10 protein-coding genes and 4 pseudogenes are annotated in these 13,479 nt (G+C 59.8%); 4 read left to right on the top strand and 10 right to left on the bottom strand.

From position 1 onward, the window contains the following. Positions 1-56 precede the first annotated feature (56 nt). A pseudogene (locus CFR79_RS16335) lies at positions 57-649 on the top strand (SDR family NAD(P)-dependent oxidoreductase). A gap of 38 nt (positions 650-687) precedes the next feature. Here the strand turns inward: CFR79_RS16335 and CFR79_RS07565 are convergent. The 10 genes and pseudogenes from CFR79_RS07565 to CFR79_RS07520 all read right to left on the bottom strand — a co-directional run bounded on the left by CFR79_RS07565 (position 688) and on the right by CFR79_RS07520 (position 11,053). After that, on the bottom strand, positions 688-2,460 hold the full coding sequence (locus CFR79_RS07565; protein WP_110547472.1) for an AMP-binding protein: 1,773 nt from the start codon (positions 2,458-2,460) through the stop codon (positions 688-690). Positions 2,461-2,475: 15 nt separating this feature from the next. Next, positions 2,476-3,723, bottom strand: coding sequence for an MSMEG_0569 family flavin-dependent oxidoreductase (locus tag CFR79_RS07560; protein WP_110547471.1), 1,248 nt, complete (start codon positions 3,721-3,723; stop codon positions 2,476-2,478). A gap of 16 nt (positions 3,724-3,739) precedes the next feature. Further along, entirely contained in the window at positions 3,740-4,027 is a 288-nt protein-coding gene (locus CFR79_RS07555) for an MSMEG_0570 family nitrogen starvation response protein (protein ID WP_102324096.1), read from the bottom strand. Further along, positions 4,015-5,194, bottom strand: a pseudogene (locus CFR79_RS07550) (MSMEG_0565 family glycosyltransferase). The gene CFR79_RS07555 and the pseudogene CFR79_RS07550 overlap by 13 nt, the downstream one beginning before the upstream one ends. Continuing rightward, positions 5,191-6,165 (bottom strand): sll0787 family AIR synthase-like protein, encoded by a 975-nt coding sequence (locus CFR79_RS07545; protein ID WP_258373461.1) that lies wholly within the window; start codon positions 6,163-6,165, stop codon positions 5,191-5,193. Before CFR79_RS07545 ends, CFR79_RS07550 begins: the two are co-directional and overlap by 4 nt. Continuing rightward, positions 6,162-6,725 (bottom strand): MSMEG_0567/Sll0786 family nitrogen starvation N-acetyltransferase, encoded by a 564-nt coding sequence (locus tag CFR79_RS07540; RefSeq protein ID WP_110547469.1) that lies wholly within the window; start codon positions 6,723-6,725, stop codon positions 6,162-6,164. Before CFR79_RS07540 ends, CFR79_RS07545 begins: the two co-directional genes overlap by 4 nt. Beyond that, positions 6,722-7,831, bottom strand: a complete 1,110-nt coding sequence (locus CFR79_RS07535) for an MSMEG_0568 family radical SAM protein (protein WP_110547468.1) — start codon at positions 7,829-7,831, stop codon at positions 6,722-6,724. The genes CFR79_RS07540 and CFR79_RS07535 overlap by 4 nt, the downstream gene beginning before the upstream one ends. Continuing rightward, positions 7,828-8,802: a Nit6803 family nitrilase gene (locus tag CFR79_RS07530; RefSeq protein WP_110547467.1), complete on the bottom strand. Its 975-nt coding sequence runs from the start codon at positions 8,800-8,802 to the stop codon at positions 7,828-7,830. The genes CFR79_RS07535 and CFR79_RS07530 overlap by 4 nt, the downstream gene beginning before the upstream one ends. Before the next feature lie 24 nt (positions 8,803-8,826). Next, positions 8,827-9,309, bottom strand: a complete 483-nt coding sequence (locus tag CFR79_RS07525) for an MSMEG_0572/Sll0783 family nitrogen starvation response protein (RefSeq protein WP_110547466.1) — start codon at positions 9,307-9,309, stop codon at positions 8,827-8,829. A 340-nt stretch (positions 9,310-9,649) separates the two neighbouring features. Next, positions 9,650-11,053, bottom strand: a complete 1,404-nt coding sequence (locus CFR79_RS07520; RefSeq protein ID WP_110547479.1) for an aminotransferase-like domain-containing protein — start codon at positions 11,051-11,053, stop codon at positions 9,650-9,652. Between the two features lie 466 nt (positions 11,054-11,519). Here CFR79_RS07520 and CFR79_RS07515 point away from each other — a divergent pair, with 466 nt between their 5' ends. From CFR79_RS07515 to CFR79_RS16140, 3 genes and pseudogenes are all read left to right on the top strand, one after another. Beyond that, on the top strand, positions 11,520-12,158 hold the full coding sequence (locus CFR79_RS07515; protein WP_181417393.1) for an alpha/beta hydrolase: 639 nt from the start codon (positions 11,520-11,522) through the stop codon (positions 12,156-12,158). Positions 12,159-12,429: 271 nt separating this feature from the next. Continuing rightward, positions 12,430-13,056 (top strand): annotated as a pseudogene (locus CFR79_RS07510) (IS5 family transposase). Between the two features lie 86 nt (positions 13,057-13,142). After that, positions 13,143-13,463, top strand: a pseudogene (locus CFR79_RS16140) (Mu transposase domain-containing protein); the annotation flags it as partial. Between the last annotated feature and the right edge of the window lie 16 nt (positions 13,464-13,479).

The raw sequence follows: 13,479 nt of genomic DNA, 5'->3' as shown, positions 1-13,479 counted from the left end.
TGGAGATGGGTCGCAACACATTATGACAGATGCCCGAATGTCTTCTTCTCAGCCATATGCCTCGCTGCAACTGTCATCTCCTGGTTATGAGTCCGGAGCCTACCTTCGCCGATGAAATCCGGCGCGTGCTGCGTGAATGGGGTACGGAGCGTTTCAATTATCTGGTCAACATGGCCGGAACGTCCCATAGCAGGCTGTTTAGTGACGTGACCGAAGACGATTTCGACGCCGCCTATCGCGTCCACGCCAAAGGTCCTTTTTCCTGACCCAGACCCTGTTGCCGCTGATCGCGGACGGTGGCCGGATCGTGAACATCTCATCCGGCCTGACGCGCTTCGCCTATCCCGACCGGGTTGCCTATGCGGCCATGAAGGGGGCAGTAGAAGTTATGACGCATTACATGGCCAAGGAACTCGGGTCTCGCCGCATTGCCGTCAATACAATGGCGCCGGGTGCGATCCAGACGGATTTCTCGGGAGGTATGGTGCGGGACAATCCGGACATTGCGCGCCATATTGCAGAAGTAACCGCACTCGGACGTCCCGGCCTTCCTGACGACATCGGCCCGATGATCGCCTCCCAGCTGTCCGAGGACAATGGCTGGGTGAACGCGCAGCAGATTGAAGTCTTTGGCGGCCCGGCCATCTGAACGGGCCGTTCCACAAATGGCATGCCGCAATGCTACCGTCAGGATACCAGCAGACGTTTGCGTGTAATCTTGCCAGATACGGTGGTTGGCAACTGCCTGACAAAGCGGACTTCCTTCAGACCAATCCAGCGCCCGAGGACTTCGTGGACCCGTGCTGCGATTTCGTCGGCAGAAGGTGCACATTCCGCCTCGGGATGAGGAACCACGTAGGCGACAGGTCGCTGCCCCCTCAATTCGTCGGGGGTCGCGACTACAGCACAGGCATGAACGGCAGGGTGTGAAGCGATGATCTTTTCGATCTGTACGCCCGAAATCCGTCGACCTGCGACCTTTATGACGTCGTCAGAACGACCGAGCATATGCACGGCACGGTTGGCTTCGATCATGCCTTCGTCGAAGGTACGATAATACCTGCGTGTTTCATCAAGATACGCTGCAGGAGCACGGATCACCCTGTCCCTCCAGACACCCGCCAGACAGCCAGGAGGCAACGGCAAGGAGAGAACAATCTCGCCGCACCGTTCCCCCGGTATGGACGACACGATGGCCGGACGGAATCCCGGCGCAGGCCGTCCGATATCATTCATGAGCGCCACCGGCTCACGCTCGGGCAGGCCGAAGAAATGGGCGGTGATGCTCCACCCGGTTTCGGTCTGCCACCAGTGATTGACCACGGGTTTGCGAAAATAGGACCGCGCCCAGTCCAGCAAGGTTGGATCCGCATATTCCCCGGCGATGAAGATGCGGGCCGGCGCAGGCAGGATCGCTCCTGACAGATGGCGGCTTTCCTGTCGCATGAGTCGCATCTGTGTTGGCGTCGTGAACAGGCATTTCACCTCGTGCTCATGACAGAGAGCGTGAACGGCGGAAGCAGAAGCGCCCCCTTCCACGATTACGCTGGTGCAACCGCTGATCAGCGGCGCATAGACGCCATAGGAATGGCCGACGACCCAGCCAAGATCCGATGTGGTGAAGAAGGTATCTCCGGGTTTGCAGCCATAGATCAGTTCCATGGACAGCGCGAGTGCTACGGCATGACCACCGTTGTCGCGCACAATGCCCTTCGCATGACCCGTCGTGCCAGATGTGTGAAGAATATAGAGAGGATCTTCGGAACGCAGCGTTACCGGCTCTGCTGGCGCGAAGTGTTCCAGCATGTGGAAATCATGAGCCCGCACCGGCAGAAGTGAGGCCGGACAGGCTTTGCGCTGCACGATCACGCAGGCTTGTAGCCGATGCGCGGCCTCGGCCAGTGCCTCATTCAGGGCAGGTGCGGACGGGATTGCTGTCTGGCCCTGAAAGCTGCAACTGGCAGCGATGATGACTTTCGGCGCTACGTCATCAATCCGGCGCGCCAGTTCCGGCCCGGCATAACCCGCAAAAACCACGACATGTACGGCACCGATCCGCGCACAGGCCAGCATGGCGATGGCTGTTTCGATCATGGTCGGCATGACGATCAGGACACGGTCGCCTTTTTCCACCCCGAGCGAGCGTAGACCACCGGCAAACCCGGCTACCCTGCCCTGCAGTTCCCGGTAGGTTACAACCTGCCGTTCTTTTGTAGCGCAGGAATGCCAGATCAATGCTGCCTGTCCGCCGCGACTATTTTCAACATGTCGGTCCACGGCATTGTGGCAGGTGTTGAGCGTGGCGTCAGGAAACCAGTCATGCCAGCCATCCGCCCGCGTTCTGCATGCGATTCCAGGCGCCTGCTTCCATGTGATGCGCCGTGCGGCATCCAGCCAGAATGCCTCTGGCTGGTTCAGGGCTGCGTCATACATCGCTTCATATGTTGTCCATGGAAGCATGGCGCTGTCCTCCGTTCAGGCTACGGGCACGTCTTTGCCGATGATCTGGCTGGCCAGCCACGCCGCATCACGCGAGACACCGGAGAATCGTCCTGATCCCCATGTGTGCAGCCACGGCAGGCCGAGGAAGTAGAATCCCGGCGCGTCGGTTACGCCGCGATGCCAGACCGGCTTGTTGGCCCCGTTGAAGACCGGAACGTCGATCCAGCGATAGTTCGGACGGAAGCCGATGCACCAGATGATCGAGGTGATCCCGGCAGCCTTCAGATCCAGCGGGGTGTTACTGCCATCGGGCTCCCACACAGGTGCATAAGGAGCTTCGGTTGGGGCCGTGATCCCTTCGCGGGCGATATAGGCGTCAATGGACTTCTTGATGTCGGCATTGGTCTTGTCCGCATCGTTAAGGTTTTCTTTCAGGTCTGGCGCGCAGTGCGCGATTTCGTCACGAATGGTCTCAAGCGTGCCATGCAGGCCCACGCCCTCCCTGGCAAAGAACCGCAGATCAAGATCGTGGCCTCCATTTCGGCCGGTGACATAATGATTGGTCTTGTCGCGTGCACCGTCACGCAGGGGGTGATTATCCACCGTCAGATCGTAGAAGTGCATGTCCGCAAGCCAGTCCACCACGTCGCGGCCACGATAGAAGCGCGAGACACGCGGGGCGGAGCCGACGCAAAGGTGGACCTTGCGTTTTTCAAGAAACAGGTCCTCGACGATCTGCGCACCGGACTGACCGCTGCCCACGACCAGAACCGCGCCGTCCGGAAGCTGGGCGGCATTGCGGTAATCCTGTGAGTGGACCTGAAAGATTGATGGGTCGATCGCACTAGCATAGCCGGGGATAACCGCATCCTGATAGGCACCTGAAGCGATGACGACATGCTTTGCATGCCATATCTCTCCGCCCGCCACCACGCGGTACCCCCCGCCTTCATGGCGCGTGATGGAGGTGACTGCCGTGTGTTCACGAAGCGGTGGATTGAAGGACTCAACAAAGCCTTTGACGTAGTCGATGATTTCCTGCTTCACCATGAAGCCGTGAGGATCGCTCCCTTTGTAGGGATGACCGGGGAGTTCGCACTGCCAGTTTGGTGTGACCAGGCAGAAATTGTCCCAGCGTTCATCGTCCCACGAATGGCAGGCCGTCTTTGCTTCAAAGACAATGTGCTCCACCTTCTCATGACAGAGATACCAGCTCATGGAGAGCCCGGCCTGTCCGCCACCCACGATAATGACGGGAATGCTTTTTTCGTTCTGTGTCATGGTCGTTCTTTTCGTCTCAATAACTGAAAGACAGGACACGCACCTGCGCGTCGGGTCGATTGAGAAAGGGCGCACTGGCCTGCCGGATGGCGTGCAACTGGCCAAGGGCGCGGCTGCACGGGAAGCCATAGCGGGCACAAACCCGCTCACTGGCTTCCGTCAGGGCCGTGTCCGCCTTTTCAAGGAACTCCCGGACCGGATAATTCTGACCGGGCGTGAAATGGTCTCTTATGACCAGTGATGGGGAGTAGCAGTCGGTCTCCGTCCCATCGGGCCAGCGCACACGAAAGGTCATTTCGGGCATGGTGACAAAGCTCCTGAATCAGGGGGCATCGGCATGCCATAGAGCTGCCAGACGCCGGTACGCAGGGAGGTGCCGACCTGCCACGCTGCGCCAGTCGAAACGGCGGGCCGTTGCGGGGCCGCTGACCCGGAAATGGTCGCGGCTTTTGACGTTCAGCGCGTCCCGCAAGGCCAGAAGCAGGGTGTCGGAACACGTCAGGTCGCACCACAGCGCATCCGCCCGCGAAAGGTGCCCGGTGAAGGGGGCAATCTCCGGCACAATGGCAGGCGTGCCACAGGCCAGCGCCTCCAGCGGGCACAGGCCGAACCCTTCTGTTACGGACGGATAGGCCAGCACGGCGGCTTGCCGGTAAAAGGCTGGCATGTCGTCATCCGCAACCGGTCCGGTTATGGTCACGTGATCCACTGCACCGCTTTCGCGCAGACGTGCGGCGAACAGGGCACGGTAGGCAGAATGATCCAGCAATGAAGCCCCGCCCGCCACGACCAGATGCACATCAGGCTGTTCGCGCCGAAGGGCAAGAAACGCGTCGAGCAGTTGCAGGGTATTCTTGCGGCGCTCGATGCCGCCGACGGTCAGGATCAGGCGACGGCCAGCCGGCAGACGATACCGTGCCCGCAGCGAGGCATCATACGTGGTTGGTGTGGGCGAAAAGCGCATGGGATCGACCCCGTTGCCGACGACGGGGGCCTCGCGACCATGTTCGTCACGCAGGATGCCTTCCCACAGGGTACTGACGGTAAAGAGTTCGGCCGCCGCCATGAAGCCCCGCTCCTGCCGTGCAGCAAGGACGGGGTTGGAGAAATGATCGAGATGGTGGACCGTGCGGGCAAAGCCCGGTATCCGCCCCTTTTCCACCAGATCGGCCAGCGCATTGGCGCTGATGGGGTCCTGCGCGTGCAGCACGTCAAAATGCTGCCCATTCAGTGCGTCCCTGATTTCACCAATGCGGCGTTCCACCAGCGTTGGCAGATCGGTCTCCGGCACAGCCGGAATACAGTATGTGGCGCAGCGGGGCGCGCGGAAAAAACCGGTCCCGGTCACATCCGGGGCGATCAGCGTCGCGTCATGGCCAGCATCGCACAGGGCTTCCGCCAGCGCCATACCATGCACCACACCGCCGCGCGGATTGGTGGAATGGGTCAGGATGCCGATGGACAGACTCATGGCGCAAATCCCATGAGCGGCGTCCGGGCAAGATCCCAGAAGGTTTCCTTCTCATCCGTCCATGTGACATCCACACGCCGCGTCTCATTGCACTGGCCGATGGCAGAAGCTGCAATGCCCCGCCCATGAAAGCGGGCGATGACCGCATCCGCATCTTCGGGATGCACCGTGAGCAGATAGCCATAGCTGGGGAATGCGGACAGCCAGCGTTCCATAGGCGCGGCATCGGGGCGCGGAATGTCATCAAGCGTGATCGTCATGCCCACGCCTGAACATTCGGCCAGCATGAGGGCAGTCCCCAGCAGCCCCGCCATACTGATGTCCTTGGCGGCACGGCTTAGCCCATCCTCGGCTATGCACGGAAGAAGTTCGAGATCCCCCCGCAGCCGGGCCGCCCCTTCGGTGCTGCACAGGGCGGAGCTTGCATCCCAGAACGGATGCGGATCGTGCCAGCGGCCACGCAGGTCGATGGCGGCGATCAGAACGTCGCCCGGTCGGGCATCGAAGCTGGTCAGCAGATGACGGGCACGGCCAAGGATCGCCACTGACAGCGAGTTGTGAGTGCTGCGCATGTTGGTATGTCCGCCAACAACAGGCACGTCATAGGTACGTGCTCCATCATGCAGACCGGTCAGTATGGACGCGGCCGTCTCGGACGTATCGCTCCACAACGCATCCACCACGGCCACCGGACGACCACCCATGGCCGCGATGTCGCTGACATTGACCATTACGCCGCAATACCCGGCAAACCACGGCATTGAGCGGACAAAGCTGTCCTGAAATCCCTCGCTGGCCAGCAGGAGGTAGCCGTTACCGTCCGGAATTGCAGCGCAGTCATCGCCAAGGCGGATGGCATCAGGATTTGCAGGCTTCAGGATCGCAGCTGCTTCAGCAATATCCTGTTTGCCCGCAAGGGCGCGACCGTGACGCAACGTGCGCAGCAGTGAGGCAAGTTCGTATGCCATCACGCCACCTGCCGCGGTCGGGGTTGCGGACGCAGCAGCCATATCTGGTCCTGACCGTGCGCCGGATAGCGCGCAAGGTCGGCCTGCATGTCGTGATGTGGCAGACCGTGCAGCGTGATGACGCCGAGACCCTTCCAGTGCAGGCGGCGGAAAAACAGCACATTCTGTTCCTGGACCTGTGCCAGGAACCGGGTGGCCCCAAGTCCATGCGCCGTGCTGACCGCCATACGGATAAGTTCCGCCCCGATCCGTCCGAGCTTGCGATGATCGGCATGGACCGCCAGACGGGAACCACGCCAGACACCGGGCTTGGCTTCATGGATACGTACCGCGCCCACGATCCGGTCCGGCATTCCCGCGATACAGCAGGCCGCGATGATGGGAATGGCAACCGCATCGATTGCGTCCTGGTCATCCTCTGAAAAAACGTGCTGTTCTGTGCAGAACACTTCGCGACGCAGCGCGTGATACCCGGCACGTTCCCACGGTGTGCGGGCGAGGCGTACGACATATTCCGTGGGGATGAAGGGGCGGTCTTTCACGCCTTCGAGCATCATACTCATTGTTCGTACGCCGAGAGCGAGGAACAGGCGCCACACCGGCCACACCCCGCCCGGATGTCGGTGGATTTCATGTTTGCCTCGCGCAGCATCCGGCCCAGCGGCGCCAGCACGGATTTCATGAACTCGGCTGAAGGCGGCGCGTGATTTTCCAGCGGTGTGCCGGAAATGGGCACGAACGGCACGACGAAGGGATAGACCCCGAGCGCAATCAGGCGTTCGGCCAGAGCCAGAATGTCTTCGGCGCTGTCACCAAGACCCGCGAGAATGTAAGTATTGACCTGCCCACGTCCGAAGATCGGCACGGCGGACGCAAAAGCGTCCATATAGCGATCGACGCTGACTGTGGCCTTACCGGGCATGATCTTCTCGCGCACGGCCTGTGTTGCGGCTTCGAGATGCATGCCCAGACTGTCGGCCCCCGCCTCGCGCAGACGCTGGAGCCAGCCGTGGTCACGCGGCGGCTCGCACTGGACCTGAAGCGGCAGGTTCACTGCCGCCCGGATGGCACGGGCTGATTCCGCCAGCACGGCAGCGCCCCGATCAATCACGTTGGGTGTCCCGGTGGTCAGTACCATATCGCGCACGCCGTCGAGTTCCACGGCGGCTTTTGCAACTTCGGCCAGTTGCGCGGGCGTCTTGCAGGCGATCGTCCGGTCGGCCTCCAGCGACTGGCCGATGGCGCAGAACTGGCAGGACGTGCGCCGGTCGGTATAGCGGATGCAGGTCTGGTGCACCGTGGTCGCCAGCGTGTCACGGCCATGCAGAAGGGCGATCTTCCAGTAGGGAACGCCATCCGCCGTGCTCAACCCGTAGAAGCGTGGGGCCGTTGGGAAATGGATCGTGCCCAGTGTCTGACCATCACGCAGCAGCGTGCTTGTTCCACTCTGGTCAGGCAGACTGGCCTGAAACGGAGACCGTCGCGCACCGGACGTATAAACCGGAACCATGACGGTCTGACCCGCGATGGTGATTGTCTTGTGGTCGGAAGGACCGGCGCCGCCCTTGCGGGCTATACCCCCGGTCTGCTCGCCGATCTGAAGCCCGAAGGATTGCAGGTCAGTGACAAGCCTGCGGCCGGAAAGCGTGCCGCGTGTTGGAACGGTCATGGCGCAACCTCATCTGTAGATGCAGGAAACAGATCGGCTTCCCCAACGTAATGGACAGTGCGGGCAGGCTTCCGGTCATGAAGCAGGCTGAGCAGTTCGGGTCGTGCGTAATGCCCCACGGAATCCATCATCCGCTTGCGCTTGGTAATCAGGGCGAAATCGAGATCAGCGATCACCATCCCCTCGCCTTCCGTCAGGGGTGTGCCCAACAGCTTGCCTTCAGGTGAGACGATGGCGGTGAAGCATCCACCCCGCAGCGGCCCTTCCAGTGCAGGGTCGCGCGCTATGTCCCTGATCTGATCTTCCGTGAGCCAGCCTGTGGCGTTCACGACAAAGCAGCCGGATTCCAGCGCGTGGTGGCGGATGGTGACTTCCATCTGGTCGGCGAAGATCTGGCCCACCAGCGAACCGGGGAACTGCGCGCAGTGGATTTCCTCATGCTGGGTCATCAGTGCGTAGCGGGCGAGCGGGTTGTAATGCTCCCAGCAGGCCAGAGCGCCAATGCGTCCGGCCGCACTTTCCACCACTTTCAGCCCCGAACCATCCCCCTGCCCCCAGACCATGCGTTCATGATAGGTGGGCGTGATCTTGCGGCGTTTGAGCAGGATCTCGCCTGTCGCATCAAAGATGATCTGCGTGTTGTAGAGCGTGCCGAAATCGCGCTCGTTCACGCCCAACACTACGACCATGCCGGTCTGGCGCGCGGCCTCGGCCACCATGTCGGTCACCGGACCGGGGATGACGACAGCGCGTTCGTAAAGCGCCAGATGCTCGCCGCCGAAGCGGAAAGCCGGCTGGATGAACGAGAAATAGGGATAATAGGGCACGAAGGTTTCAGGAAAGACCGCAAGCGCAACGCCTTTTTCGGCGGCATCGCGGATGGCCTGACAGACTTTCCGGGCAGTCCCCAGACCATCGTCACCAAGGACGGGGCTGATCTGGATGGCTGCGGCGCGAACGATACGGGACATGGCTTGCGGTAATCCCTTCGGCCTTCAGAGAGTCCAGGTATTGAGGATGAAGGCGTTCTCGCGGCGGGCCAGCAGGATGATGTCGAGCACGTCCTGCGGATTGATCGGCGTGATGCCGGGGATAAGGTTCTGCTCGCCGTAGCCATAAAGGGCCTGAAGCGCGAAGCGGCAGGCATAGACTTTGCCGCCTTCTTCAAGGATTTTCGCGATCTGCTTATTGCAGTTCATGTGCCCCGGAAAGGCCTCGTCACCCAGACGGGGAAAGCCGCGCTGCACACCAAGGGTCACACCCGGACCGTACAGCAGCACCGACGTCTCGAAACCCTTGCGGATCAGGCGGGTGGCCTGCAGCAGGTTGACGAACCCGACGGAGCCTTCATTGGCGACGGTGTGGAAGGTGATGAGGGCTTTTTCGCCGGGCTTGGCTTTGACGTCCTCGAAGACCTTATTTTCATAATTGACGAAGCAATCGCCATCTTTATGCGGAGCGTGTTCGACTTTCGGCATGGTATGTCTCCCGTGTGCTGCGGTCTCCGGCGGGAAGCCGGGACTGACCGCGTTGCCGAGACGAACGTGGCACGGGATGGCGGAGAGCCAAAATATTGTATGCCTTCTGACAAGCGTACAAACGGCTCAAATAAAATCAGACAAAGCCCTTATGCCAAGACAGAGGCATACAAAAAATATACAGAAACCATACAATCGTAAGAAATTACCGTAAGTGACTGTTTTAACACGATTTTACAATCACGCATTCGTGAATAAAGTGCCTTTTTGTTTTCCGGAATATCCGCCTTCCATCTCATGAAATCAGAAGATTTCGTCAATTCCGGGTTCTACCATCCGGTCACACAATATCGGCAAAACCGGGGGAGCGTTTGTGCTGCAGGACAGACAGCACCCCGTGCAGGGATTCCTCAAGGCTCGCGGCATCTGGTGCGCTGCCCAATGCGATCCGCGCCCGCTGCGGGGGCTCGCCACTGATGGTGAAAACGGTACTGGGCACCAGCGCCAGACCCCGCCTGCGGGCATAGGCCACAAAATCCGCACTGCCCCACCAGTCCGGCAGTTTCAGCCAGACATGCGGTCCGTCCGGATTCATGCAGTGCCCCTCCCCAAGCACCTTGCGGGCAATGGACTGGCGCAGGCGCAGTTCCGTGCGGATGGCATGCAGGATCGTATGGGCCTGCTGCGTCTGCATCCACCGCGCTGTCAACGCGCTAAGCAGGCCGGCATTGGTCAGGGCTATGGCCCGGATGGCCGCCGTAACCCGCCGGGTCATATCCGCATTGGGCAGGGCAACATAAGCCGTGCGCAGGCCAGGACTGATCGTCTTGGCGAGGGTGGCCACATAGCTGACACGGCTATGGTCTAGGGCTGCAAGTGCTGGCAGCGGATTGTCCATCAAAAGACTGTAGGGGTCGTCCTCGGCAATATGCAGATGATGGCGCTGGGCGACCTTCAGGATGTCCTTGCGCCGTTGCAGGGACATCGTGGCTGTGGTGGGATTGTGGATGGTCGGAATGCAGTAGAGCATCCGGGGATGATGCTCGGCGCAGACCCGATCAAGCTGGTCCGGCATCATGCCTTCCATGTCACTGTCCACACCGACCAGAATGAGATCGAACTGCGCTGCGATGGTCCGGATGCCTGGATAAGCAATACGATCGGTGACAATGACATCGCCGGGCTGGGTGTGCGTGCTGACGATCGCCGCAAGCGCACTCTGAGCGCCCGGTGAGACAAGGATTTCGTCCGTTCGCCGCTGCCCGATGACGGGCGCGATCCATTTCGCGCCCAGCTGGCGTTCTTCCTGTGTGCCGCCCGTTACCCGATAGGACATCAGGCTGTTCAGATCCTGCTGCTTCAGGATAGCCGTAATATCGCTCTGGATAACGCGTTGAAGGGGCGGGTCCTGCGGGATGGGCGGCAGGTTCATGGTCAGGTCAACCACGGCGGGACCGGTATGACGCCAGTGGCTTTCCCCTGCACCAACACGGACAAAGGTGCCCCGGCCGACCGTCGCGTCAATCAGGCCACGCCGCCGCGCCTCGGTAAACGCCCGGGTCACGGTCGTCAGATTGGTGCCAAGATGCTCCGCGATTGTTCGCTGTGGCGGCAGCCTGTCCCCTTCGCGCAGATCTCCCTTGCGGATGGAAAGTGCCAGGGCATCAGCCAGTGTCATGTATATCGCATTCGGACTGCGGCTGATCTCTTCTTTCCAGTGGACCAGATAAGGGTATGCAGACATGGTATGAAAATTCCATACATTCAATGGAATTCCATTTGACCATGTGCCATACAATCAGCGCAATAACGATACCGGCAAGACTGGATATTCGGCGCAGGGGGGGCTTACCCATCTCGACCGGGAATGTATTTCTGCGGGAGGCTGAAGATTCTATACAAGGTGGCTGGAAGACCAGACCTGAAATTAAGGCAATGAGAAGTTATTAGTCCGAGAACAGGATGAGATGATCAGAACCGATCTCGGCAGGACCATGTCGGAATACAGGCACTGCACAATGGTCGTGCTCGCTATATGCTGCGCACTCCTGTCAGTAGTGGCTGATGCCAGCGACCGTCCTGCCCCAAGGACCACTGCCAATATCGTAGATCCGGACATCGATGAACGTGTTATGACCATACCTCTCCGGGCGGGCGGGTCTGTCCGGGCCATCTTCAGTTCTTCGGAGCGGTCACGGGCAACGATCATCATGTTTCCTGGCGGAACAGGTGACATCGGTCTCGGGCAGGACGGGCGCATCCGGCATGCCGACAACTTCGTCGTGCGAACCCGCGAGGCATGGAATAGGCACGGCTATGCGGTGCTCATTCCGGACACGGTTGGCCACCGCAATCTTCGGGGGCAGCGTAGTTCCGCGTACTATGCCCATCTTGTCGAGGATATCATCGTTTTCGTACACTGGCAGGATTCAGGCCCTGTTTTTCTGCTCGGTACAAGTCAGGGTGCGATTGCCGCCGTCAATGGCGCGGTCCATGCCGCTCCGGGGGATATTGCCGGTGTTGTGCTGACTGAATCGGTGTCCGTTATGGGAAGTAGCGGGGAAACCGTTTTCAGTGCCCATCCAGAGAAGGTACAGCCGCCGGTTCTTGTTGTTGCCAATCGCGATGACCGATGCAACGTCGCCCCGTCACAAGACGCAAAACGAATTGGCTCGGCCATGACAGGCAGTCATGAAGTCACCGTGTTAATGGTGGCAGGCGGTAAAACCCGGTCTGGAAAAAACTGTGGTTCGCTTACGCCACACGGTTATTTCGGCATTGAGGCAGAGGTCATTACCAGGATCATTACATGGCTGGATGCCACGATCCGAACTTCTACCTTGAGATAGAACAAGGCGCTTGTTGGAATATGGATCTGTGTTTACCCCACCGTCAGGCATTTTGTTCAGCAGCCTGTTCCGTCAGGATAACCGGGATGCCATGCGCCAGTCTGGACTTGCGACGGTTTTGTGCCGGTCAGGAAGTGATTACGCCCCCCTTGCTTCGAAAGCGAGGGGGCTGATGTCGCCCAGATATGAATGGCCTCGGCGTGGATTTTAGGCTCATGACCTATTGATTTGTGTAGGGAATTTTGATTCAGGCTTTGCAAGGAGATTGAAGATGAGCGAATTGTTTTGGCTGACGGATGAACAGATGGAGCGTCTGCGGCCGTTCTTTCCCAAGAGCCATGGTAAACCTCGCGTTGATGACCGCCGCGTGCTGAGCGGCATCATTTTTGTGAACCGCAATGGTATGCGCTGGCGTGATACGCCCTATCTCAAGGCACACCGCACGGCTTCAAGCCTGCGGTTAAAAAAGGGGATCCATGTCGCTTGATCGGACGCACTAAAGGGGAGCATGAACACCAGGCTGCATGCGGTCACCGATCAGAACGGACGACCGCTGAGCTTCTTTATGACAGCCGGACAGATCAGTGATTACACCGGAGCCTCTGCTCTGCTGGACAGCCTTCCCATGGCACAGTGGTTGCTGGCGGATCGGGGTTATGATGCTGACTGGTTCCGGGATGCCTTGGAGGAAAAAGGGATCAGGCCCTGCATTCCGGGAAGAAGATCCCGCGGAAAACCAGTCAAATACGACAAGCGAAAATACAAAAGACGCAACCGCATCGAAATCATGTTCGGCCGCCTCAAGGACTGGCGGCGGGTCGCAACACGCTATGACAGATGCCCGACCGTCTTCTTCTCAGCCATTTGCCTCGCTGCAACCGTCATCTTCTGGCTATGAGTCCTGAGCCTAAGAGGAATTCAGATGCATCCGGATGTCCCGGAGAAAACGGTCTTGGATATGTTCCTGGCCGGGTGCGCGGCACCGGTTCTTTTGACGGGTTCCATGCCCGCACGGCCTCTGTCACGAAAACCTGCCTGGTCCGCTTTGACAACAGTCGGTATTCCCTCTTCAGCAGTGCGGTTGGTCGCCCGGTGGAATTCAGGGCTTATGCCGCTCGCATCGAGATCCGGCAGGATGACCGGACGATTGGTGTCCATGTCCGCCCGTTCGGGCGGGAGCGGACGGTTTATGATCCATGGCATTATATTGGAGTACTGGGGCGCAAGTCTGGCGTCCTGCGCAATGGCGCGCCGTTTCAGGACCGTGTCCTGCCCGTCTCCATTGAACGGATCCGCAGGCGGCTGGTTGCCGTGCTCTTGA

It is taken from the genome of Komagataeibacter saccharivorans (genome assembly GCF_003207825.1).
Lineage (GTDB): Bacteria > Pseudomonadota > Alphaproteobacteria > Acetobacterales > Acetobacteraceae > Komagataeibacter > Komagataeibacter saccharivorans.
The sequence above is the reverse complement of the archived record's forward strand: the minus strand, read 5'-3'. Positions and strand labels throughout refer to the sequence as shown.

Coding starts and splice junctions, on each gene's coding strand:
- CFR79_RS07565 (WP_110547472.1), bottom strand. CDS start 2,460: ATGCTTCCATGGACAACATATGAAGCGATGTATGACGCAGCCCTGAAC.
- CFR79_RS07560 (WP_110547471.1), bottom strand. CDS start 3,723: ATGACACAGAACGAAAAAAGCATTCCCGTCATTATCGTGGGTGGCGGA.
- CFR79_RS07555 (WP_102324096.1), bottom strand. CDS start 4,027: ATGCCCGAAATGACCTTTCGTGTGCGCTGGCCCGATGGGACGGAGACC.
- CFR79_RS07540 (WP_110547469.1), bottom strand. CDS start 6,725: ATGAGTATGATGCTCGAAGGCGTGAAAGACCGCCCCTTCATCCCCACG.
- CFR79_RS07535 (WP_110547468.1), bottom strand. CDS start 7,831: ATGACCGTTCCAACACGCGGCACGCTTTCCGGCCGCAGGCTTGTCACT.
- CFR79_RS07530 (WP_110547467.1), bottom strand. CDS start 8,802: ATGTCCCGTATCGTTCGCGCCGCAGCCATCCAGATCAGCCCCGTCCTT.
- CFR79_RS07525 (WP_110547466.1), bottom strand. CDS start 9,309: ATGCCGAAAGTCGAACACGCTCCGCATAAAGATGGCGATTGCTTCGTC.
- CFR79_RS07520 (WP_110547479.1), bottom strand. CDS start 11,053: ATGTCTGCATACCCTTATCTGGTCCACTGGAAAGAAGAGATCAGCCGC.
- CFR79_RS07515 (WP_181417393.1), top strand. CDS start 11,520: ATGTTTCCTGGCGGAACAGGTGACATCGGTCTCGGGCAGGACGGGCGC.